General features: G+C 67.1%; 21 protein-coding genes. 11 read left to right on the forward strand and 10 right to left on the reverse strand.

From position 1 onward, the window contains the following. Positions 1-39: 39 nt before the first annotated feature. From IEY88_RS42900 to IEY88_RS42925, 6 genes are all read left to right on the forward strand, one after another. Complete coding sequence (locus IEY88_RS42900; RefSeq protein ID WP_030481403.1) at positions 40-300, forward strand: hypothetical protein; 261 nt, start codon at positions 40-42, stop codon at positions 298-300. After that, positions 300-551 carry a hypothetical protein gene (locus tag IEY88_RS42905; RefSeq protein ID WP_189160648.1) on the forward strand — a complete coding sequence of 84 codons (252 nt, stop codon included), beginning with the start codon at positions 300-302 and terminating at the stop codon, positions 549-551. Before IEY88_RS42900 ends, IEY88_RS42905 begins: the two co-directional genes overlap by 1 nt. Beyond that, on the forward strand, positions 551-3370 hold the full coding sequence (locus IEY88_RS42910; protein ID WP_189160649.1) for an FtsK/SpoIIIE domain-containing protein: 2820 nt from the start codon (positions 551-553) through the stop codon (positions 3368-3370). The genes IEY88_RS42905 and IEY88_RS42910 overlap by 1 nt, the downstream gene beginning before the upstream one ends. Beyond that, complete coding sequence (locus IEY88_RS42915) at positions 3367-3810, forward strand: hypothetical protein (RefSeq protein WP_189160650.1); 444 nt, start codon at positions 3367-3369, stop codon at positions 3808-3810. The genes IEY88_RS42910 and IEY88_RS42915 overlap by 4 nt, the downstream gene beginning before the upstream one ends. Positions 3811-4059: 249 nt before the next feature. Beyond that, the gene (locus IEY88_RS42920) at positions 4060-4527 is read left to right on the forward strand and encodes a GNAT family N-acetyltransferase (protein WP_189160651.1); all 468 of its coding nucleotides are present in this window, start codon (positions 4060-4062) and stop codon (positions 4525-4527) included. An 83-nt stretch (positions 4528-4610) separates the two neighbouring features. Further along, a complete protein-coding gene (locus tag IEY88_RS42925) occupies positions 4611-5618 on the forward strand; it encodes an NADP-dependent oxidoreductase (protein ID WP_189160652.1) in 1008 nt (335 codons plus the stop codon). Between the two features lie 387 nt (positions 5619-6005). Here the strand turns inward: IEY88_RS42925 and IEY88_RS42930 are convergent, their stop codons facing one another. Then, the gene (locus tag IEY88_RS42930; protein WP_189160653.1) at positions 6006-7568 is read right to left on the reverse strand and encodes an FAD-binding oxidoreductase; all 1563 of its coding nucleotides are present in this window, start codon (positions 7566-7568) and stop codon (positions 6006-6008) included. Between IEY88_RS42930 and IEY88_RS42935 the strand changes: the two genes are divergently transcribed. Together IEY88_RS42935 and IEY88_RS42940 are read left to right on the forward strand one after the other, a co-directional pair. Further along, positions 7567-8142, forward strand: coding sequence for a TetR/AcrR family transcriptional regulator (locus tag IEY88_RS42935; protein ID WP_189160654.1), 576 nt, complete (start codon positions 7567-7569; stop codon positions 8140-8142). The genes IEY88_RS42930 and IEY88_RS42935 overlap by 2 nt on opposite strands. Then, positions 8139-9524, forward strand: a complete 1386-nt coding sequence (locus tag IEY88_RS42940; protein WP_189160655.1) for a glycerol-3-phosphate dehydrogenase/oxidase — start codon at positions 8139-8141, stop codon at positions 9522-9524. Before IEY88_RS42935 ends, IEY88_RS42940 begins: the two co-directional genes overlap by 4 nt. Positions 9525-9585: 61 nt before the next feature. Here IEY88_RS42940 and IEY88_RS42945 read toward each other — a convergent pair whose 3' ends face one another. Genes IEY88_RS42945 through IEY88_RS42955 form a run of 3 tightly spaced genes read right to left on the reverse strand, consistent with a single transcriptional unit; the run spans position 9586 to position 12054 of the window. Next, positions 9586-11277: a WXG100 family type VII secretion target gene (locus IEY88_RS42945; protein WP_189160656.1), complete on the reverse strand. Its 1692-nt coding sequence runs from the start codon at positions 11275-11277 to the stop codon at positions 9586-9588. Next, positions 11274-11582, reverse strand: a complete 309-nt coding sequence (locus tag IEY88_RS42950) for a hypothetical protein (protein WP_189160657.1) — start codon at positions 11580-11582, stop codon at positions 11274-11276. Before IEY88_RS42950 ends, IEY88_RS42945 begins: the two co-directional genes overlap by 4 nt. A gap of 19 nt (positions 11583-11601) precedes the next feature. After that, on the reverse strand, positions 11602-12054 hold the full coding sequence (locus IEY88_RS42955) for a YbaB/EbfC family nucleoid-associated protein (protein ID WP_090065808.1): 453 nt from the start codon (positions 12052-12054) through the stop codon (positions 11602-11604). Between the two features lie 129 nt (positions 12055-12183). Between IEY88_RS42955 and IEY88_RS42960 the strand changes: the two genes are divergently transcribed. Both IEY88_RS42960 and IEY88_RS42965 read left to right on the forward strand, forming a co-directional pair. Next, complete coding sequence (locus IEY88_RS42960) at positions 12184-13092, forward strand: ABC transporter ATP-binding protein (protein ID WP_189160658.1); 909 nt, start codon at positions 12184-12186, stop codon at positions 13090-13092. Then, positions 13089-14270 carry an ABC transporter permease gene (locus IEY88_RS42965; RefSeq protein WP_189160659.1) on the forward strand — a complete coding sequence of 394 codons (1182 nt, stop codon included), beginning with the start codon at positions 13089-13091 and terminating at the stop codon, positions 14268-14270. Before IEY88_RS42960 ends, IEY88_RS42965 begins: the two co-directional genes overlap by 4 nt. Here IEY88_RS42965 and IEY88_RS42970 read toward each other — a convergent pair. The 5 genes from IEY88_RS42970 to IEY88_RS42990 all read right to left on the reverse strand — a co-directional run bounded on the left by IEY88_RS42970 (position 14260) and on the right by IEY88_RS42990 (position 19025). Further along, entirely contained in the window at positions 14260-15504 is a 1245-nt protein-coding gene (locus IEY88_RS42970) for a cryptochrome/photolyase family protein (RefSeq protein WP_189160660.1), read from the reverse strand. The two genes, IEY88_RS42965 and IEY88_RS42970, sit on opposite strands and share 11 nt — an antisense overlap. A gap of 9 nt (positions 15505-15513) precedes the next feature. Then, positions 15514-15780 (reverse strand): hypothetical protein, encoded by a 267-nt coding sequence (locus tag IEY88_RS42975; protein ID WP_189160661.1) that lies wholly within the window; start codon positions 15778-15780, stop codon positions 15514-15516. Positions 15781-15959: 179 nt separating this feature from the next. Then, entirely contained in the window at positions 15960-17273 is a 1314-nt protein-coding gene (locus IEY88_RS42980; RefSeq protein ID WP_189160662.1) for a citrate synthase, read from the reverse strand. A gap of 223 nt (positions 17274-17496) precedes the next feature. Further along, the gene (locus IEY88_RS42985; protein WP_189160663.1) at positions 17497-18429 is read right to left on the reverse strand and encodes a carbohydrate kinase family protein; all 933 of its coding nucleotides are present in this window, start codon (positions 18427-18429) and stop codon (positions 17497-17499) included. A gap of 5 nt (positions 18430-18434) precedes the next feature. After that, complete coding sequence (locus IEY88_RS42990; RefSeq protein WP_189160664.1) at positions 18435-19025, reverse strand: TetR/AcrR family transcriptional regulator; 591 nt, start codon at positions 19023-19025, stop codon at positions 18435-18437. An 82-nt stretch (positions 19026-19107) separates the two neighbouring features. On the opposite strand from IEY88_RS42990, the gene IEY88_RS42995 reads away from it, so the two are divergent. Further along, a complete protein-coding gene (locus IEY88_RS42995) occupies positions 19108-20247 on the forward strand; it encodes an acyl-CoA dehydrogenase family protein (RefSeq protein WP_189160665.1) in 1140 nt (379 codons plus the stop codon). Here IEY88_RS42995 and IEY88_RS43000 read toward each other — a convergent pair. Continuing rightward, positions 20244-21455 (reverse strand): amidohydrolase, encoded by a 1212-nt coding sequence (locus IEY88_RS43000; RefSeq protein WP_189160666.1) that lies wholly within the window; start codon positions 21453-21455, stop codon positions 20244-20246. The genes IEY88_RS42995 and IEY88_RS43000 overlap by 4 nt on opposite strands. Positions 21456-21601: the final 146 nt, after the last annotated feature.

Genomic DNA, 21601 nt, shown 5'->3' on the forward strand with positions numbered 1-21601 from the left:
TCGTCAGACCATCTTGTTCCGGAGGGTTCGGGAGCCGACATGGCCAGCATCGAAGAGGTCCGTGCCGCAATTGCCCAGGCGATCGACAAGGCGGCTCAAAGCCAGTCGGCCCTCCAACAGGCGGCTGAGCTCGCCGAGGACGCGCAGCAGCTGCTGACATCGGTCACGCAGGGCTCCGTGCAGGCGGACGTCGAGACGACGAACGCCCAGTTCGCCCAGGTCGTGTCCGGCGTGAGCGAGCTGCAGAACTACCTCGGCGCCGGCATTTCCGGGGCCGAGGGCATCAACAGCAGGCTTTGATGGCGTCCATCGGCGAGGTTCGTGCCGCGCTCGAGCAGGCGAGCGAGATCCTGCGTGAGTCGTACCGCAGCGTGCGATCAGCGCAGGAGAGCCTCGACGAGGCGGTCGCCATCCTCGCCGAGTCGAGCGAGAACCACCACGAGTCGCTTCTTCCACCGGAGTTCGTGCGTGCGAAGGAAAGATTCCCCGATCAGGTCGAACTGATGGTGGGAACCCTAGAGCGCATCCAACGACTCACCGTGGAGCTGTGATGAGCAGGCGGGACGACCGGCGACAGAGGATCGAGGACGCCTTCGCGGAGTTCCAGCGCGCCGTCTCGGCCGCGCTGGGCTCGGTGGCGCGCGAACACCGGGCGCTCGCCACCGAGCACGCCAAGGACATGTTCGAGTTCACCGTGCGCGGCATGGGCGTTGACAAGGCGCTGCAGGACGTCGCGTTGAAGGACGTGACCCCGTTCCTCACGGTCGACGAGAAGCGCACGAAGAACCCGCGTCGGGCGCCGCTCTCGATGAGCCAGTTCGACGAGCGCCTCGCCCAGATCAAGCACGACTGGGAGCAGTCGTTCCACGAGTGGACCAGCACGGGCCCGGAGCAGCTGGCCGAGCTGGTGAACTCGGTCGCGGCCGGGCCCGCGTCCTGGCCGCACGAGTCGTGGCTCGGGCATCCGGGCACGCACGACGGCAGCGAGGGCGTGCCGGAGCTGTGGCGGATCGGCACCGGTGTGGTGACGTCGGCGCCGACGGCCGCCCCGTTCCCCGTGGCGGTGCCGCTGCTGGACCAGGCGCACCTGCACATCTCGTCCACTTCGGACAGTCGTCAGCTCGCGGACACGCTGGTGGAGACCCTGCTGCTGCGCGTGCTGTCGCACTTCCAGCCGGGACTCGTGCACGTGCACGTGTGGGACGTCGGCCAGCTGACCGGGTCGTTGCCGGGCCTGTACCCGCTGACCCGCGCGAACCTGCTGACGGTGCACGACCCCGCGCGGCTGCACGAGCTGCTGGACGAGCTGTCCGAGCACATCCGCCAGGTGCACACCAAGGTTCTGGTCGACGGCCATCTGACCGTGCGTTCGGTCAGCGGTGAGGGCCGGCGCACCGAACCGTGGCGCGTCGCGGTGCTGTTCGGCAACCGCAAGGCGTTGAAGGAAGACCAACAGCAACAACTGCAACGCGTGGCGCGCAACGGTTTGGCGTGCGGCGTGCAGCTGTTCATCGTGGACATCCCGATCACGATCAACTCGCCGGTCGAGACGGTGTCGTTGCGCAGCGACGGATCCGCCACCTGCACGATGACCGGCAAGCACGTGACCGTGACGCTGGATCCCGCCCTGCCGCGCACCCTGGTGCCACGCGCCTGTGCCGCCATCGCGGAGAAGCGCGAGGAGCGGCGGTCGCGCATGGGCAAGTTCGAGGACCTGCTCCCGGACCGGCCGTGGACGGAGAACTCGTCGGCCGGGGTCATCGCGCCCGTGGGGTTCGACGACGGTGAACAGGTCTGCGTGCAGCTCGGCGACACCTCGCCGCACGCGTTGATCGGCGGTCCGTCGGGTTCCGGCAAGACGAACTTCCTCTACGCGATGCTCGGGTCGTTGTGCGCGCGCTACTCGCCCAACGAACTCGAGCTGTACCTGTTGGACTTCAAGGAAGGCGTGTCGTTCGCGCAGTTCGCGCCGGGCCGCAAGGACCCGTCGTGGCTGCCGCACGCCCGCCTGGTCGGCGTGAACGTGAACACCGACCGCGAGTTCGGCGTGGCACTGCTGCGCTTCCTGTCCGACGAGATGCGCCGGCGCGCGGACGCGGCCAAGCAGCACGAGGTCACCAAGCTGGAGCACCTGCGCGCCGAGGACCCGACCGGCCTGTGGCCGCGGATCGTCGCCGTGATCGACGAGTTCCAGTACCTGTTCGGCGAACGCGACCAGGTCACCGCCGCCGCGACGCAACTGCTGGAGGACGTGGCGCGCCGCGGCCGTTCGCAGGGCATCCACCTCGTGCTGTCGTCCCAGGACGTCTCGGGCATCGAGGGTTTCTGGGGTAAGTCGGCGATCTTCGAGCAGTTCACCGTCCGCATCGCGCTGCCCAAGGCCCGCCGCGTGCTGGCCGAGCCGCAGAACGACGCCGCCGTCGAGCTCCCCCGCTGGCACGCGGTGATCAACCACGAGTCCGGCGTCAAGCCGGGCAACGAGATCTGCCGCATCCCGGACTCCACGGCCAAGGGCACCATGGACTCCCTGCAGCTGGATCTGTGGAACCGGGAGAAGGGCCGCGCACCGGGCCTGTTCGACGGAAGCAAGATCCCGCTGATCGACGCCGTGACGGACTTCTCCGACCTGCGACCGGGCGACGCGTCGCCCACCGTGCTCCTCGGACAGGTGATCGACGTAGCGGGCAGCGCGGCACGGGTGCGGTTCGCCCGCACGCCGGGCCGCAACATCGCGGTGATCGGCTCCGTGGTCCAGGACGCGGCCGCCGTGCTCGGCGGAGCGGCCGCGTCACTGGGCAGGCAGCACCGCGCCCACGAGGCGGTGTTCACGCTGGCCTGCCTGGTCGAGGAGGCGATGCCCTCCGCGTTGCACCTGGCGAAGCGCCTGAGCGCGGACGGCCACGACGCCTCGGTGGTGACCATCAACGGCATCAAGGACGTGTTGACCAGGACGGCGGCCGAGCTGCAGTCGATCAACACGGGCCAGTCGGAGGCACCGCTGAAGCCGCACTACCTGGTGCTGTACGGCGTAGACGCCGCGCAGACGTTGCTGGAGCAAAAGGATCCGGCGACCCGGATGTCCGGTGTGGACAGTCTCCGCACCGTGCTGAAGCACGGCCCGGAGAACCACACGCACGTGCTCGGCTGGTGGCGCGGCGTGACGAGGCTGAAGGCGAGCCTCCCACCCGGCGTGTACGACGACATCGGCGCCTGGGTGGCGTTCGACGTCCAGGGCAAGGAACTGCTGTCGCTCGGACCGGAGCAGGTGATGTCGTGGTCGCCGAGACCACGCCGCGGCCTGTTCTTCGACAGGTTCGAGCACTCGCGACCGCAAGTGATCATCCCGTTCGACACTGGAGAAGCTCCATGAACCCGATGATGACGACGATGTTCGAGTCGGTCCCGTCGCAGCGTCAGAGCGGGGAGGTGATCGGGGCGCCGGCGATCTCAGCCGTCGAGCGCTACAAGGAGATCATCGCCATCGCCACGGAGGCGGCCGCGCGCCAGCACAAGCTGGACGAGGTCCGCTGCGCCGAACTGGCAGAACGACTAGCGGCCACCCAGCACGAGATCGCCGAGGTGCGCGATCGCGAGCGGGTCGTGCGGATGGGCGCCGCCCTGCACTGGGAGGCGGCGGTAGAACAACTCTGGAACGAGCGCTGGCTCCAGATGGTCACACCTCCACAGCCGGACGAGTCGGTCCCCCCACGCCCCCAGGGCGAGTACAACCGGGCGATGGACCTCGCGTACCAGGCACTGGAGGACTCGCTGACGAAGCGAACCCTGTTGCGCCGCAAGCAGAAGGACTGAGTGCGCCGCTTGCGCACCACCGCCGAGGTGCAGGACGCCAGCAACGACCCGTTGATCCGCTGGGCAGCCCAAGCACTCTCGTCGGGCGGTGCAGCCTGGACCCACGGCAACGCAGTAGCCGTACACGCCCCATCACTCACAAGACGCCGCAGGCTGGTCCTCTCAGGCCCAGCCGAGGGCGTCGCATCCCTGCTGGCAGCCCACGGCAGAGGCGTAGAACTACGCCCACTCTTAGAACGCCCGTTAGCCATGGAAGTGGCGGAACTAATGCCATCCCCCTGGCAAGAAGACAAGCCCTTCGGCTGGATGGACCGAACAGGCACCCTGGACCTCCCGCCAGAAGCCAACTGGCTCGACTCCACCGACGACGTGACCCCTTTGCTCCGCGAGGCAAACCCGAACTCCTGGGCCTGGCCGAACGAAGCAGGAGTCCACCGCTGGGCAGGCATCCACGACAACGACAACAAACTGGTGGCCACCGCAGCCGAGGCCTGGTCCTCCACCGACGTCGGCTTCATGATGGGCGTGGCAGTCCACCCGTCCCACACGAACCAGGGCCTGGGCCAGCGAATCTGCCAGTTCGTCACCTCCGCCCTGCTCACCCTCCACGGCACCTGCGCCCTCTTCGTGGAGAACAACAACGCCCCGGCGATAGCCGTCTACCGCAAGCTCGGCTTCGCATATCGCGACGTCACCACACTTCTCCCTGCGGCCTAGGTCACATTCCGGAACAGTCGTCACCACCAGACGGTTGAAACGGATAGTTGATCCGCATAACGAACGAGGGAGAAGGCCACACCATGACCAGCACCGCACTAGAGGTCCGGCTCGCGTCCCGCCCGAACGGCTGGCCGACCGAAGAAACCTTCGAGATCGCCGAAGTCGAGATCCCGACCCCGGGCGAAGGCCAGATCCTGGTGCGCAACAAGGTCATGAGCGTCGACCCGTACATGCGAGGCCGCATGAACGACGTCAAGTCCTACGTCCCGCCATTCCAGGTGGGCGCCCCTCTGGAGGGCGGCGCGGTAGGCGAGGTAGTCACCTCGAACGCCGAAGGCTTCGCAGCAGGCGACAACGTCCTGCACGGCCTAGGCTGGCGCGAATACGCCGTGGTCAACGCCAAGCACGCCGTGAAGGTCGACCCCTCAGTGGCCCCACTCTCCGCATACCTCGGCGTCCTGGGCATGCCAGGCCTGACCGCCTACGCAGGCCTCCTGGCCACCGCAGAGTTCAAGCCGGGCGACGCAGTCTTCGTCTCGGGCGCAGCAGGCGCAGTGGGCCAAATCGTGGGCCAAATCGCCCGCCTCAAGGGCGCCAGCAGGGTGATCGGCTCAGCCGGTTCCGCAGAAAAGGTCAAGTACCTCACCGAAGAACTGGGCTTCGACGCCGCCTTCAACTACAAGGACGGCCCAGTAGCCGAACAACTGGCCGCAGCAGCCCCGAATGGCATCGACGTCTACTTCGACAACGTAGGCGGCGAACACCTGGAAGCAGCAATCTCGTCCCTGAACCTGCACGGCCGAGCAGCAATCTGCGGAGCAATCGCCCAGTACAACAACACCGAGCCGTCACCGGCCCCCCGCAACCTGGCCCAACTGATCGCGAAGCGCCTGACCCTCCGAGGCCTCCTGGTACGCGACCACCAAAACCTCCAGCAGGACTTCATCGCCGAGGTAGGCACCTGGATCGCAAAGGGCGACCTCAAGTACACCGAAACCATCATCGAAGGCGGCGCACGCCAGGCCCCGTCAGCATTCCTGGGCATGCTCCGAGGAGACAACACGGGCAAGATGCTCGTGCAGTTCTAGCCACCCCACACGCGACGCCGCAGGCGAGCCGTATGTCTTTCGTCTTTCGTCCTTAGCAAGCGCACTGGGCGGTGGGGTCCCATCACGAGTCGCGCCATAGCTCTTGCTGCATGCAGGTAGGGGTGTCAACTCGACACGCTTTTCGTCGAGTTGACACCCCTACCTGCATGTGGCCCGCTCTTGGCTCGGCTCGTGATGGGACCCCACCGCCGACGCCACCACACCAAGCAACCGGCAGCCGCCCTAAGCAACAGGCGTGCCATCTACCTGCCCACGGCGCGGGCCCCCTGATCAGATTGCCGGGGGTCTGGGGGCAGAGCCCCCAGGGGAAGCACGCAACAGCACCCCGCCAACGCACCCCCAGCCACCTACGGCAACCCCGCGCCTCTAAATCAACTTCCCAGGATTCAAAATCCCAGTCGGATCAACCCGCTCCTTGACCGCCCGCAACACATCAACCCCCACCACCCCGATCTCCTTCCCCAACCAGGGAAGGTGATCACGCCCAACAGCATGATGATGCGTGATGGTCCCAAGCCGAGAAATCACCTCAGAAGCAGCAACCTTGGCCCGCCCCCACTGCCCAACAGGATCCTCGAGATCCCGAGGCACCAACACGGTGAAGTACAACGAAGCCCCAGTCTCATAAGCATGCGACACATGACACATGACCACCGCATCCCCAAGCTCTCCGACCAGTGCGGCACGCACGGAGTCGCGAAGCTCGGACACCCGAGACCAGTGGGTAGCAGTCTCCAAAGTCTCAACACAAACGCCGGCATCAATCAACGCATCCCGCTGCCGAGGCCCGTTGAACCGCCCATGCAGCCAAGAAGCCCCCATAGCCCGCCCAAGCCGAACAACCTTGTGCCCACTCAACACACTCATAGTCGCTGAACGAGACCGACACTCCCACCCCAAGATCACCAAGCAAGGCGCCTTGACCCCACGCACCTTCAAGTACTTCTTCACCAAGTCAGCCTTGGAACCGGCGAGCTCAAGCGCGACCTCAGTCTCGTCCACATCGGACAACCGAGTGACATCAGCCAGCACCCCAGACTGAGCCAGGTCCCGAACCAACGAAACCCCAGCCTCCCACCCGTCAACCACAACCCCCTCATACCGTGGCCGAACAGGAACAGGCCGAACCCGAACAGAAACCTCGGTGATAACCCCGAACAACCCTTCACTACCAAGAACCAACTGCTTCAGATCAGGCCCAGCAGCAGAAGCGGGAGCAGCCCCGGCAACCCACTCCCCCACCGGAGTGGCAACCCGAACCGACTCGACCATGTCCTCGAAACGCCCATACCCAGAGGACGCCTGCCCAGCAGACCGAGTAGCGGCAAACCCCCCAATGGTCGCCCGCTCAAACGACTGAGGCACATGCCCAAGGGTGAACCCGTGCTCCCCCAGCAACTTCTCGGCTTCAGGCCCGGTAACCCCAGCCTGCAACACAGCAACCCGAGAAACAGGGTCGACAGAAACCAGCCGACCAAGCCCAACCAGGTCCAACACCACCACAGCAGACTTGGACCCACGAAGAGCCTCAACCCCACCAACCACAGAAGTACCGCCCCCGAACGGCACCACCGCAACGTCGTACTCGACACAAACCGAAAGAACCTCGACAACCTCTTCAGGCGAGGAAGGCAGCACAACCGCATCCGGCACCGCCAACGACCCATACCCGCGATGCCGCAACAGGTCCACATACGAGAGACCACCAGCCCGCCCGACCCGATCCGCGTCCTCGACGGAAACGGTGCACACAGCCTCCAACGCCGTGAAGGCGTCAGCCGACAACGCAGACGGCGGCACCTCCACAGGAACCTCGACAGACGGCTCCCCCAGCCCAACACGCTGACTCAGCCAAGCCAGCGCATGAGGCGGCAACGGCACGGTTTCGGAAGTCCAACGGGCCCTGGTCACTGCTACAGTGTTACACATGACGTCTCAACGTCACACCCACGACGCTCTGCTCGACGCCACCCGTGAGTGTGTTTTGGAGGTGGGTGTCCGCCGGACGACCCTCACCGACGTGGCGAAACGGGCGAACGTGAGCCGCATGACGCTCTACCGCCGCTACCCGGACGTCGACCACCTCGTCAGGGCCCTGATGACCAGGGAGTTCGCCGCCCTCCTGGAACAGGTCGAACACACAGGCAGCCACGGCAACGCCCGCGAACAGCTCGTCAAACGGGCCGTCGACGCCATCCGCCTGCTCGAAGCCAACCCGCTGATGCAACGCGTCCTGCAACTGGACGCGGACCTGATGCTCCCGTACCTCACCGAGCGCCTGGGCAGCACCCAACGACTGGTCGAGCAGTTCCTGATCGCGCAGATCGAGGCCGGACATGTCGACGGCTCGATCCGCTTCGGTGACGCCAAGACCCAGGCCAGGGTGGTGCTGCTGAGCACCCAGTCGATGGTGCTGAGCACCAGACCCGTCACGTCCGGGCTCGACTTCACCTCGCTCCTCGAAGAGCTCGCCAAGCAGCTGGACGGAGCCCTGAAGCCGTGAACACGTCCCTGAACGCCGCAAGGCGCCTGCACGACCTAGAGGCAGCACAACAGAACGTCGCCGATGTGCTCGTCATCGGCGGCGGGGTCACGGGCGCCGGCGTCGCGCTCGACGCAGCCTCCCGGGGCTTGAAAACCGTGCTGCTGGAGGCGCACGACCTGGCGTTCGGGACGTCGCGGTGGTCCAGCAAGCTCGTCCACGGCGGCCTGCGCTACCTCGCGAAGGGCGACGTGCGGCTCGCCCACGAGAGCGCCGTCGAACGCGGCATCCTGATGACCAGGACCGCACCGCACCTCACCCGCACGTTGCCGATGCTGTTCCCCCTGCACACCAACGCCGGTCACTTCGTCATGTCGGGGTTCCGCGCCGGCAACGCACTGCGCATCGCCGCCCGCACACCGTCCGGCGTACTCCCACCCCCTCGCCGGGTGCCCAGGCACGAGGCCCTCGCGCTCGTCCCCGGTCTCGCACCGGAGCAGCTCACCGGCGGACTCCTGAGCTACGACGGCCAACTCGTCGACGACGCCCAACTCGTCGTCGCGCTGGCCAGAACAGCCGCCGGACAGGGCGCGCGAATCATCACCCGCGCGAAAGTCCGAACGCTCCAGGGCGATGGCGCCGAAGCGCAAGACACACTGACCGGCACCACCTTCAGCGTCAAAGCCAGGGCGGTGATCAACGCGACCGGCGTCTGGGCCGGCACGCTCGCCCCGGTGCAGCTGCGCCCCTCCCGCGGCTCCCACCTGGTGATCGACGCGAGAAGCGCGGGCCTCACCGGCACAGCGCTGACCATTCCGGTCCCAAGCGAGCGCAACCGCTACGCACTCCTGCTGCCCCAAGCCAACGGCCGCGCGTACCTCGGCCTCACCGACGAGCCGGTGGACGACATCCCCGACGTGCCACAGGTGCCGGAGTCCGATGTGGACTTCCTGCTCACGACCGCATCCCACGTCCTGCAACGAAAGCTCACCCGCGACGACGTGATCGGCAGCTACGCGGGCCTGCGCCCGCTGCTCGAAGCCCAGGGTCAGACGGCGGACCTCTCGCGTCACCACGCCGTGCTGACGGCACCGAACGGCGTGATCACGGTCGTCGGCGGCAAGCTCACCACCTACCGCAAGATGGCGGCGGACGCGGTGGACGCGACGAACCTGACGCAGATCCCCTGCCGCACCAGGGACATCCGCCTGGTCGACGACAGGCCGGCACCGACGACCCCGATCGCACCGGGCGTCACCGAGGCCGACGTGCTCCACGCGATCCAGCACGAGGGCGCGCTGGACGCCGACGACGTCCTCGACCGGCGCACCCGCATCGGCCTGGTGCCGAGGGACCGCGAGAAGGCCGCACCGGAGATCGCGAAGCTCCTGACGAACGCATGAAAAACGGGGCGTCCGCGAAGGACGCCCCGTTTCAGCGCAAGGAACTCAGCAGGCGGTCAGCTCACTCGCCGATGACCGGCTTCGCGGCCTTCGGAGGCTCGACCAGGGACTCGCCCTCGATCCGCACCTTCCGCTTGTGCTCGTTGCTGCCGCCCTGCTGACCGGCGCCACCGGCCATCGGAGCGCCGCCCATCATGCCGCCCATGCCGACGCCACCCTTGGCTCCGCCACCGCCACCGGCACCACCGGCGGGTGCGGCAGGAGCAGCACCGCCGCTGCCGGCCGCCATGACGCCGGCCGCACCGCCGAACTGCGTGGCCGAGGTACCACCGGCACCGCCGCCACCGGCCGGGCCGCCACCGAAGCCGGGGGGCATGCCGCCACCGCCACCTCCGCCGCCGCCCTTGGGCACGCCGCCGCCCGCACCGCCACCGGCGCCACCAGAGGCAGCGGTCGCGGCGTGGTCGGTCGTCGTCGGCCGGTACCAGTCGGGGTTGCCCGTGGCCGGCGGGATGCCGACCGACGGAGGCTTGACCCCGGCGCCGCCACCGGCCGTCGTGGTCGTGTCGGGCTCCCAGTGACCCGGCACCCAGCGACCCGGACCGGAGCCCGTGCCCGCGCCGGAGCCCGAACCGGGCGGGACGTAACCGCCGCCACCACCACCGGCGCCGCCTCCCGTGTTGCCCGGAGAGGTGTAAGGACCTCCGGAGTTGCCGGAAGGCGTCCAGCCGGGACGCACGGCCGGACCGGCACCGACGTTCGGTCCCTGCCCGTACGAGCCCGGCCAGCCGTCCGCGTTGCCGCCGCCGTAGCCGGGACGGACGTTGCTCAGGCCGTCACCGGCGGTCGGCCGGCTGACCGAGTTGTCGTTGACGCCACTGGTGAACGTGCCGCCCGCACCGCCGGACGCACGGGACTGGTCGTCGGCGCGGATGCCGTCGAAACCACCGGCGGTGTTGCGAACCGGAGCGCCGCCACCGCCGCCCTTGCCCTTGTTCGCCATCGTGGAGATCGCGTCGATGATCGTCTCGGCGGCCTTGGCGATCTGCGAGACCGACTGGATCAGCTTCAGTAGCTTCTGCACGGAGCCGACGAGCTTCTGCAGGAAGTCGGAGAGCTTCTTCGCGTAGTTGACCGCGGTCGTGACGATGTCCGCGATCGCGCCCGCGATGGCCGCGCCGAACGTCAGGAACGAGGCCGCCAGCCACTGGATGATCTTCATGACCATGTCGGACACGGCCTGGCTGATCAGGTCCATGATCATCTTGCGAACGGTGCCGACGAGCTCACCGGCGCCCTTGACCGCGCCCGCGATGCCGTCGACCGACTTCGCGAGGGTCTCGAGGCCGGTCGCGTGCCGCTTGGCGGCGGCGCGGTAGCCGTCGGCCGCCCTGCCCTGCCACTCTCGGGTCTGCGAGACGCAGATCTTCTCGTACTCGGTCGCGATGCCCTTGACCTGCTTGCCCGCGTTCTTGAACGACTCGGACATCTTGGCGATGGACTCGGGGCTGCCGAGCAGGACGTCGAACGGCTCGCGCAGGAAGTCGACGTGCTGGATGGCCCAGCTGAAGCCCGCGGACAGGAAGCCGCTGAGGGGGTTCGAGCCGTTCCCGACCATGCTCATGGCCGCGTTCGCGATGCCGAGGCCACCGCTGACCCAGTCGCCGCTCTCGATGGACGAGTAGGCGCTCGAGATGTTGTTGAACAGCTGCGCGGTGTCACCGCTGCTGGACTGTGCCGCTGGGGCGTTCATCCCCGGCCTCCCTTGAAGCCGAACATGTTGTCGAGGTCGACCTGCTCGTACTGCTCGACGGTCTGCTTGAGACCGCTCGCCATGTCCATCAGCGAGTTCGCGGCCTTGCCGAGCCCGTCCTGCGACAGACCGGCCTCCTGCAGGACCTTCGACGCCAGGAACCCGAGGAAGACGCCGAACGCCTCAGTCGTGAGGGCACCCGGATCACACGTCTCGGTGGCCTTGCGCATCCGTTCCATGAGCCGGTCCACGTTCGCGGCGTGGGTTCTCAGCTCGTCCAGGTCGATGTTGAAGTGCTGCTGCATGCCTAACCCCCTCCTGCACTCAGGCCATGACGTCGGGCGGGTTCGTGAAGTACTCGTCGTCGGGCCGGACGTCCTTGCGCTCCAACTCCGACTTCGGTTCTTCCTCGTCGGTTCCGTCGCCCTTGTATCCGTTCGGCATCTGCGCCTTCACGAACTCGAGCGCGGGGCTGTCACCGACGAAGTCCGTCATGATCTGCACGACACGGCCGGAGGCGTCACGCTGGGCCTTGGTGGAAGCGGCGAGCACGGCGGAGGCGATCTCACTGGGGTCCATGCCACGGGCCTCGGGCTTGATCTGGAGGTCTGTCAGGACGCCTGTGGCGTTGACAGTCACCGTGATCAGGCCGTCCGGCGAGCTGGCGCTACCGCCGACACCACCAAGCTGGTCGCGTGCCTGCTCAGCGTGCTGCTTGGCCTGCTCGATCTTGGCCCCGTACTGCTTGAGCCACTGATCCGGGTCAATGGGCTCCATGGTCACCCCCGTTGAGTGAATTGGTCGTTCATTCGATTCGCCGTAGACGCCCGTATCGTTTCACCCGTTCCCTGCTCATCGATACTTTCAGTGCGATTACCGCCATCCGGGCTAACGAAGGGGTTCACCGTGCCTGAGGGAGTGCTGGAGATCGACAGGATCTCCAAGCGCTACGGGGAGGTCGTCGCCCTGCGGGACATGTCCTTCGACGTGCGCGCCGGCGAGCTCTTCGGGTTCGTCGGCAGCAACGGCGCCGGGAAGACCACGGCCATGCGCATCGCGCTGGGCGTGCTCGCGGCCGACTCCGGCGGGGTGCGGTGGAACGGCAGAACCGTCGACCTCGACACCCGGCGCCGCATCGGCTACATGCCCGAGGAACGCGGCCTCTACCCGCGGATGAAGGTGCTGGACCAGCTGGTCTACCTGGCCGAACTGCACGGCATGGGCACCAACGAGGCCCACACGAGCGCGGAGAACTGGATCGCGCGCCTCGGGCTGCGCGACCGCCGCACGGACGAGGTGCAGCGCCTGAGCCTCGGCAACCAGCAGCGCGTCCAACTGGCCGCCGCGCTGGTGCACGAGCCGGACGTGCTGGTGCTCGACGAGCCGTTCTCCGGGCTCGACCCGGTCGCGGTGGACGTGATGAGCCAGGTGCTGCGCGAGAAGGCGTCCGCCGGGGTGCCCGTGGTGTTCTCGAGCCACCAGCTCGACCTGGTGGAACGGCTGTGCGACCGGGTCGGCATCATCAGCGCCGGCTCGATGGTCGCGAGCGGAACGGTGGACGAGCTCCGGTCCGGTGGCGCGGCCCGCCTGGTCGTCGAATCGCCAACGACCGAATGGGCTGCCACGCTGGAGTCCGTGCGGCTGATCGAGAGGAACGGTACGCGGTGCGTCCTGGAACTCGCCGACGGCACGGACGACCAGACGGTGCTGCACGCGGCACTCGCGGCCGGTCCGGTACACGAGTTCTCCCGGCAGCGCCCGTCGCTGACGGAGTTGTTCCGCAACGTGGTGACCACTGAGGGCAGGAGCGGATGACGTCGGCCCGAGCGGTCTCGCTGGTGGCGAAGCGCGAGTTCGTCACGAAGGTGCGCACCAGGTCGTTCCTGATCGGCACAGCGGTGATCATCGCCGTGCTCGCCGGGTACGTGGTGCTGCAGTCCGTGCTGTTCGACGACCAGCAGCACAGCGTCGTCGGTCTCTCCGGGCAGGCGACGCAGCTCGCGGACCCGTTGCGGGAGAAGGCGAAGGCGTTCGGCATCGAGGTCGAGACGCGGGACGTCACGACCGCGGGCGACGCCGAGCAGCAGGTCCGCGACGGTGCGCTGGACGCGTTGGTGACCGGCGCGCCACCGGAGCTGAAGATGATCGTCAAGGGCTCCGGCGACGACGTGCTGGCGACGGCGCTGAACGACGTGCTGCGCCAGCAGGTGCTGACGGCACAGCTGGCGGAGGCGGGCATCAACCCGCAGGAGGTCGCGCAGAGCCTCGCGAACGCCACCGTCGCCGTCACCGCGCTGGAACCCGTTGACCCGCAACGAGGTCAGCGCCTCGCGATCGGCCTGATAGTGGCCGCGCTGCTGTACTACTCGCTGCTCGTCTACGGCACGATGGTCGCGCAGGGCGTGGTCGAGGAGAAGTCCAGCCGGGTCGTGGAGATCCTGCTCGCGACCCTGCGGCCGTGGCAGTTGTTGCTGGGCAAGGTGATCGGCCTCGGCGCGGTCGGCCTGCTGCAGCTGCTGGTGATCTCCACGGTCGGCCTGGGGCTCTCGTCCGCGTTCGACGTGATCGACGTCAGCTCGCTGGGCGGCGCGGCCCTGCTGACCGGCGTGCTCTGGTACCTGCTCGGTTTCTTCCTGTACGCCACCGTGTTCGCGGCCGCCGCGTCGCTGGTGTCGCGGCAGGAGGAGCTGCAGTCGGTGCTGACGCCGATCAGCATGACGATCATCGTGGCGTTCGTGGCCGGCATCAACCTGATGATCGGCAACCCTTCCGGCACGACGGTCACGGTGCTGTCGATGCTGCCGCCGTTCGCCCCGATCCTGATGCCGGGCCGGATGGCGCTGGGCGTCGCTCCGGCCTGGCAGGTGCTGCTCGCGGTCGCGCTGGCCCTGCTGGCCATCGCGGCGATCACGTGGCTGGGCGGCAAGGTCTACGCGAACGCCGTGCTGAGGACCGGCGCTCGCGTCAAGCTCCGCGAGGCCCTCAAGCTTTGATGGCCTGGTAGCGGTCGAGCGCCACCTGGCGTTCGACCGCGTGGTCCACGATCGGCGGGATGTCCTTCGAGTCAGGCGCGTACTTCGTGACGTACAGGCCGTCCGGGTCGAACTTCTTGGCCTGGGTCATCGGGTTGAAGACGCGGAAGAACGGCGATGCGTCCGTGCCGCTGCCCGCGACCCACTGCCAGTTGTGCTGGTTCGAGGCGATGTCGCCGTCGACCAGGTGCTCCATGAAGTGCCGTGCACCCCACCACCACGGCAGGTGCAGGTCCTTGACCAGGAAGCTCGCGACGATCATGCGCACCCGGTTGTGCATGAAGCCTTCCTGCAACAGCTGCCGCATGCCGGCGTCGACGATCCCGAACCCAGTGCGCCCCTGCTTCCAGGCCTCGAACAGCTCCTGGTCGTCGTCGTGCACCATGCGGTCGAACTTGCGGTCGTAGTTCTCGCGCGCGGTCTCCGGCTTGTGCCACAGCACATCGGCGTAGAACTCACGCCACGCGAGCTCGCTGCGATACGTTCCGTCACAGTCCTGGAGCAACGTGCGCGGGTGCAGGACACCCCACCGCAGGAACGCCGACATCCTGCTCGTCGCGTCCATGTCGGGCCTGTCGCGGGTCGTGTCGTAGTCCTCCAGCCGTTCGTCGCGGAACTTCTCCCAAAGTTGCAGCGCGTCCGGGAGTTTCTCGTCAACGGCCGGAACCTCGACGCTGTGCTCCGGCTTCATCCAGTCCAGAGTGGACGCGTCGGTGTCCGCGGGCCTGCGCCAGCCGTGCTCCAGCCAGGCCTTGCGGAACGGCGTGAAGACCCTGAACGGCGTGCCGTCCTGCTTGTGCACCCGCCCCGGCGCGACGGCGTAGGGCGAGCCGGAGCGGACGAGTTCGATGTCCCCCAACGCTTCCTCGACGGCTTCGTCACGGCGTCGCCCGTACGGCGCGTAGTCCGCGGAGATGTGGACGCTCTCCGCCCCGATTTCCCTCGCGATGCGCGGAACGACCTCCACCGGATCACCGTGCACGACCATCAGGCGGCCGCCCAGTTCGTCGTTCAGGGCGTGCAAACAGCGGTGCAGGAAATCGATTCGCGGTTGCCCGGACGGTTTCAGCAACCGGTCGTCGAGAACGAACAACGCGAGTGCGCGGGGCGATCTTTCGGATGCCGCGAGAATGGCGGGATGATCGGATGTCCGCAAATCGCGGCGGAACCAGACGAGCGACGGGGAAGAACTCACCGTTCGACGCTAAAGCGAGCCGGGCGGCTCTGCATGATGGCTGACCGCAGCCACCAGTTCGAGGACGACCAACCGCACCAGGCCGAGGAGGCGGCCGTAGTAGAGAGCCGTGTACGGCCGATACCCCTCCGACGCCGGATCAGCGAAGAACGGCACCACCTGCTGCAGGTCCCCAAGGCTCCGCGTGAGGTGCGCGATCATGTTCTCCTCGGGCTCGCCATCACCCTCGATCCAGGCTCCGACCCAGCTCAGCGCACTGATGTCCAGCTCGGTCATCTCGACACCCGCGACCTCGGCCCCAGACAGCCCCCGCGGGTAGGGCATCTTCCTCTGCCGCTCGTACAACCGAACGACCTCAGCGCGCACGTCCGTCACGCCCAACCCCCAGCAATGCGAAAGGCGCGCCACCCGGTGGGGTGACGCGCCTTCAGCCTGCCAGAAGAACTAGCCCGTGATCAGCGGTTCTCCATCGCGATGAAGTCGCGCTCGGTCGGGCCGGTGTAGATCTGCCGCGGGCGGCCGATCTTGGTGGCCGGGTCGTTGATCATCTCGCGCCAGTGCGCGATCCAGCCGGGGAGCCGGCCGAGCGCGAACAGCACCGTGAAGAACTTGGTCGGGAAGCCCATCGCCCGGTAGATCAGACCCGTGTAGAAGTCCACGTTCGGGTAGAGCTTGCGGGAGATGAAGTAGTCGTCGCTCAGGGCGGCTTCTTCCAGCTGCTTCGCGATGTCGAGCAGCTGGTCGTCGGCGCCGAGCTTGCCGAGGATCTCGTCGGCGGTCTTCTTGATGATCGCGGCGCGCGGGTCGTAGTTCTTGTAGACCCGGTGGCCGAAGCCCATCAGGCGGACGCCGTCCTCCTTGTTCTTCACCTTGTTGACGAACGACTGCACGTCGCCGCCGTCGTTCTTGATCTTCTCCAGCATCTCCAGCACCGCGCTGTTCGCGCCGCCGTGCAGCGGGCCGAACAGGGCGTTGATGCCCGCGGAGATGGAGGCGAACAGGTTCGCCTCGGAGGAGCCGACCAGGCGCACGGTCGACGTGGAGCAGTTCTGCTCGTGGTCGGCGTGCAGGATGAAGAGCAGGTCGAGCGCGCGGACCAGGTCCGGGTCGAGGTCGTAGGCCTCTGCCGGGAACCCGAAGGTCATCCGCAGGAAGTTCTCCACCAGGCCAAGGGAGTTGTCCGGGTAGAGGAACGGCTGGCCGACCGACTTCTTGTACGCGTAGGCCGCGATGGTCGGCAGCTTGGCGAGGAGGCGGATCGTGGAGATCTCCACCTGGTTCGCGTCGAACGGCGACAGCGAGTCCTGGTAGAAGGTCGACAGCGCGGAGACCGCGGACGACAGCACCGGCATCGGGTGCGCGTCGCGCGGGAAGCCGTCGAAGAAGCGCTTGAGGTCCTCGTGCAGCAGCGTGTGCCTGCTGATCTTGTTGTTGAACTCCTCGAGCTGCGCGGCGGTCGGGAGCTCACCGTAGATCAGGAGGTAGCTGACCTCCGCGAAGTTGGAGCGCGCGGCCAACTGCTCGATCGGGTACCCGCGGTAACGCAGAATTCCGGCGTCACCGTCGATGTAGGTGATCTCGGAGGAGCAGGAGGCCGTGTTGACGAAACCGGTGTCCAGGGTTACCAGACCGGTGGTCGACAGCAGCTTGCCGAGTTCGATGCCGGACGCGCCTTCGGACGCCGGCACCACCTTCATCTCGAGCTCTCCGCCCTCATGGCGCAGCGCGACGGTCTGTGGGTCGGTCGGCGCAGTCGTCGCGTCGGGCATTCATGTCCCTCTCAACGCTCGGACGGGGTGGCGGCGGCCGGCACAGGCCGCCGTCGTCTCGGACCACCCCGTTGGGATCTGAGTCTTCAAGTCCACTCACGCTAGTCGGCGGAAGGCCCGCCTCGCAGCAGCGGTGTGAACCGATTCTGTGAGATGGGACCGGCATCACATCCGTAATGCCAGTTTCTAGCGCGGCAACCCCACGGTAGTCCGATCCTCCGTTTTATCCACCCAACGCGGCGGTGAGTTCGCTCGCAAAAGGCGGCTCCGCACCCGCACGCGAACATGTGATCGCGGCGGCCGCACCGGCATACGTCAATGCGGCGGTCCATTCCTCCGTGGAGAGGCCACGGATCTTCTCCGCGCTCAACGCGTCGTGGTCGTGCAGCCACGCGAGCAGGGAGCCCTGCACCGTGTCGCCGGCCCCGATCGTGTCGACCACGTCCACCTTCACGGGCGGCACGTCGACCTGTCCGGTGGCGGTGATCACGGACAGACCGTCACCACCTTTAGTCAGGACCACGGCGGCGGGTCCCTGTGAGATCCACGTCCTTGCGATCTCGATCACGTCGTCGGCCTCGGCGAGCCACTGCGCGTCCTCGACCGAGAGCTTCAGCAGCCCGACGTCGGGCAGCCACGACCGGAACCGCGCCCGGTACGCGCCCGGATCGTGGATGAGACCCGCCCGGATGTTGGGGTCGAGCGCCGTGAGCAAGCGCTTGCCCTCGCGCCGCAGCACCGTCTCGTAGACCGAGGCGCCGGGCTCCAGCACGAGCGAGAGCGTGCCGAACGACACGGCCTTCGCCTCGGCAGGCAGCGGACCGGGGTCCTCGACGAGCCGGTCGGCCGTGCCCTCGACGTAGAACGCGTAGCGAGCGGACCCGTCCTCCGCCAGGCCGACGACGGCGAGCGTGGTGTTCTCCGGTCCACGTTGGACCAGATCCGTTCCCACGTTCGACGCGTGCAGCCGCTTGACCAACTGCTCGCCGAAGTGGTCGGTCGACACCCGCGACAGGAAGCCCGTGGGCACGTCCTGCCGCCCGAGCGCGACAGCCACGTTGTACGGCCCGCCACCGAGCTTCGGCGCGAGCGGCGTGAGCTCATCGTCCCCCACCGGCACCATGTCGACCAGCGCCTCACCAGCAACCACGATCACGCGCTCTACTCCTTCTGGGAGACCCCGTTCCTCTGGAGCCCATCCAACAACAGTTCGCCCAGTGCGGTGAACGCCTCGGCGTCCGAAACGCCTGCCCGTTTCGTGAGGACCCCGGTCTGGATGCCCTCGATGAGCAGGCCGGCCATCTCCGCGAACAACGTGGCGTGCACCTCGCGGAACACGTGCCGCTCTACACCGTCCTGGATGAACGCCTTGATGCGCTCGGCCGCAGCGCGCGCGTTGCGTTCGTACGTGGCGCGCGTGGGCGGGAAGTCGGACACGTCCGCGATGAACGCCGCAGAGGCCTTCGACAGCTCCTCAGCAGCCCCCGCGAGGTAGCTGCCGATGCGTTTGCGCACGTCGTTGAGGCCCACGATGCGCTTCTCGATGCGTTCGGCAGCACCCTTGAAGTACCGCCCGACGACCCGGACCGCCAGCTGTTCCTTGCTGCCGGCGAGCGCGTAGAGCGTCGACTTCGAGCAGTGCAGCCTGCCCGCGATGTCGTCCAGCGTGAGATGCCCGAAGCCCTCGGTGAGGAACAACGCCTCCAACCGGGTGAGCAACTCGGCCTGCCGCTGCGTGAGCGCCCGCGTCATGTGACGACCCTGCCACATTCACTGGCTGGTGTACTGCACAACGCACTAGAGTACAGCTACCAGTACACACCGGAGGTCGACGATGCCCGCCGAGCGGTTGCTCCCCACGCAAGAGGCCGAGGACCTGATCGCGCTGGTCAGGGAGATCGCGCGGGACGAACTGAAGCCCCACGCCGCGGACGCCGAGGAGAACGAGAAGTTCCCCCGCGACGCGTTCCGCCTGCTGGGCAGGTCCGGCCTGCTGGGCCTGCCGTACCCGGAGGAGTTCGGCGGCGGCGAGCAGCCCTACGAGGTGTACCTGCAGGCCCTCGAAGAGGTCGCCTCCGCGTGGATGACGGTCGCCGTGGGCCTCTCCGTGCACGTGATGTCCTGCTACGGCCTGGCCACCTTCGGCACCCGCGAGCAGCAGGACCGCTGGCTCCCGGAAATGCTCGAGGGCGAACTGCTGGGCGGCTACGCCCTGTCCGAGGTCCAGGCGGGCTCCGACCCGGCCGCCATGTCGACGAGGGCGGTCCGCAAGGGCTCCGAGTACGTCGTGAACGGCACCAAGGCGTGGATCACCCACGCAGGCGCCGCCGACTTCTACACCCTCATGGCCCGCACGTCCCCAGACGCAGGCCGAGGCATCTCCTGCTTCCTCTCCCCAGGCGAGACCAAGGGCATCACAGCGGCCACCCCAGAACGCAAGATGGGCCTCACCGGCTCCATCACCGCACAACTGCAGTTCGACGACGTCCACTTCGGCACTGACCGCCTCCTCGGCAACGAGGGCGACGGCCTCAAAATCGCACTGTCCGCTTTGGACTCGGGCCGCCTCGGCATCGCCGCCTGCGCCGTGGGCCTGGCCCAAGCAGCCCTGGACGAGGCAGTCGCCTACGCCAAGACGCGAACCCAGTTCGGCCGCCCGATCATCGAGTTCCAGGGCCTGGAATTCCTGCTGGCCGACATGGCAGCAGCAGTGGAATCGGCCCGCGCCACCTACCTGATGGCAGCCCGCCGCCGAGACCGAGGCCTCCCGTTCCGCCAGCAGGCGTCGATCGCCAAACTCATCGCCACGGACGCGGCGATGAAGGTGACGACCGACGCCGTCCAGGTCCTCGGCGGGGCCGGCTACACCCGCGACTTCCCGGTGGAGCGCTACATGCGCGAGGCCAAGGTCCTGCAAATCTTCGAGGGCACCAACCAGATCCAGCGCCTGGTGATCGGCCGAGGCCTCCGCTAGACGCTCTCGCGGTAGAAGGGGTCGGCCACGACCCCTTCACCCTTGCCCTCGTCCCACGTGTAAACCGAACGCCCCTGCACGAACACCCGCAGCGCCCGGCTCATCACGTCAAGAGGATCCCCGGACCAGATCACCACATCGCCATCCAGCCCCACCTTCAACGACCCAACGCGGTCATCCAGCCCCATGATCCGAGCAGGAACCGTGGTGATGGACCGCAGCGCCACATCACTGTCCAGCCCTTCCTTCACCGCCAACGTGGCCTGGTGCACCAGGAAGTGAATGGGCACAACAGGGTGGTCGGTGGTGATCGCCAACTCCACCCCGGCCCGCGCCAAGATGCCAGGGTTCCGCAACCCCCGGTTGCGAAGCTCCACTTTGGACCGACTGGTGAACAACGGCCCGATGATGACCGGAATCTGCTTGTCAGCAATGACATCCGCAATCAGATGACCCTCAGTCCCATGATTGAGGATCAACCGATACCCGAACTCCTCGGACAACCGAATGGCCGTGGCGATGTCGTCGGCCCGGTGCGCATGCTGACACCACCCCAACTCACCGCTCAACACCTTGCCGAGGATCTCCATCGTGTTGTCCCGGTCAAAGGCCTTTCCGTCCTTGGCAGCCTCAGCCTTCTTGACCGCGTAGTCCTGCGCCTTGGTCAACTGGTCACGGATGACCGCCGCAACCCCCTGCCGCGTGGACGGCAACTTCCCCTTGTCGCCATAAACCCGCTTCGGGTTCTCCCCAAGCGCACTCTTCACACTGACAGGCTCCTTGACGAGCATCTCGTCAACGGTCCGCCCCCAACACTTGATCGCCACAGTCTGCCCACCAATGGGGTTACCAGACCCGGGCTTGATCACCGCCGTGGTAACCCCACCACTGAGCGCGTCGGCAAAACCGAGGTCAGCGGGGTTGATCGCATCAAGCGCCCGCATCCGAGCCCCAACAGGATCAGTCATCTCGTTGGTGTCCTGTCCGGCCCACCCCTCAGCCTCCTCGTGGACGCCGATGTGCGCATGAGCCTCGACAAAGCCAGGCAAAACCCAGGCCCCGTCCGCATCGACAACCTCAGCCCCGTCAGGAATCTCGACGTCGCCCCCAACAGCAACGATCTTCCCGTCCCGGATGAGCACAGTCCCACCCTCAACAGGCGAACCATCAACGGGCACGACATAACCACCGGTAATCGCGATGTCCATGGTTAGCAACGCTAACGGTTACCCGCGAAGTCAGCCACCCCTGACCGAACGCGATGCCGCAGGCGAGCCGTCCTGTCCTTCGTCTTTAGCAAGCGCACTGGGCGGTGGGGTCCCATCACGAGTCGCGCCATAGCACTTGCTGCATG

The sequence above is a fragment of the Lentzea pudingi genome, assembly GCF_014646255.1.
Classification (GTDB): Bacteria; Actinomycetota; Actinomycetes; order Mycobacteriales; family Pseudonocardiaceae; genus Lentzea; species Lentzea pudingi.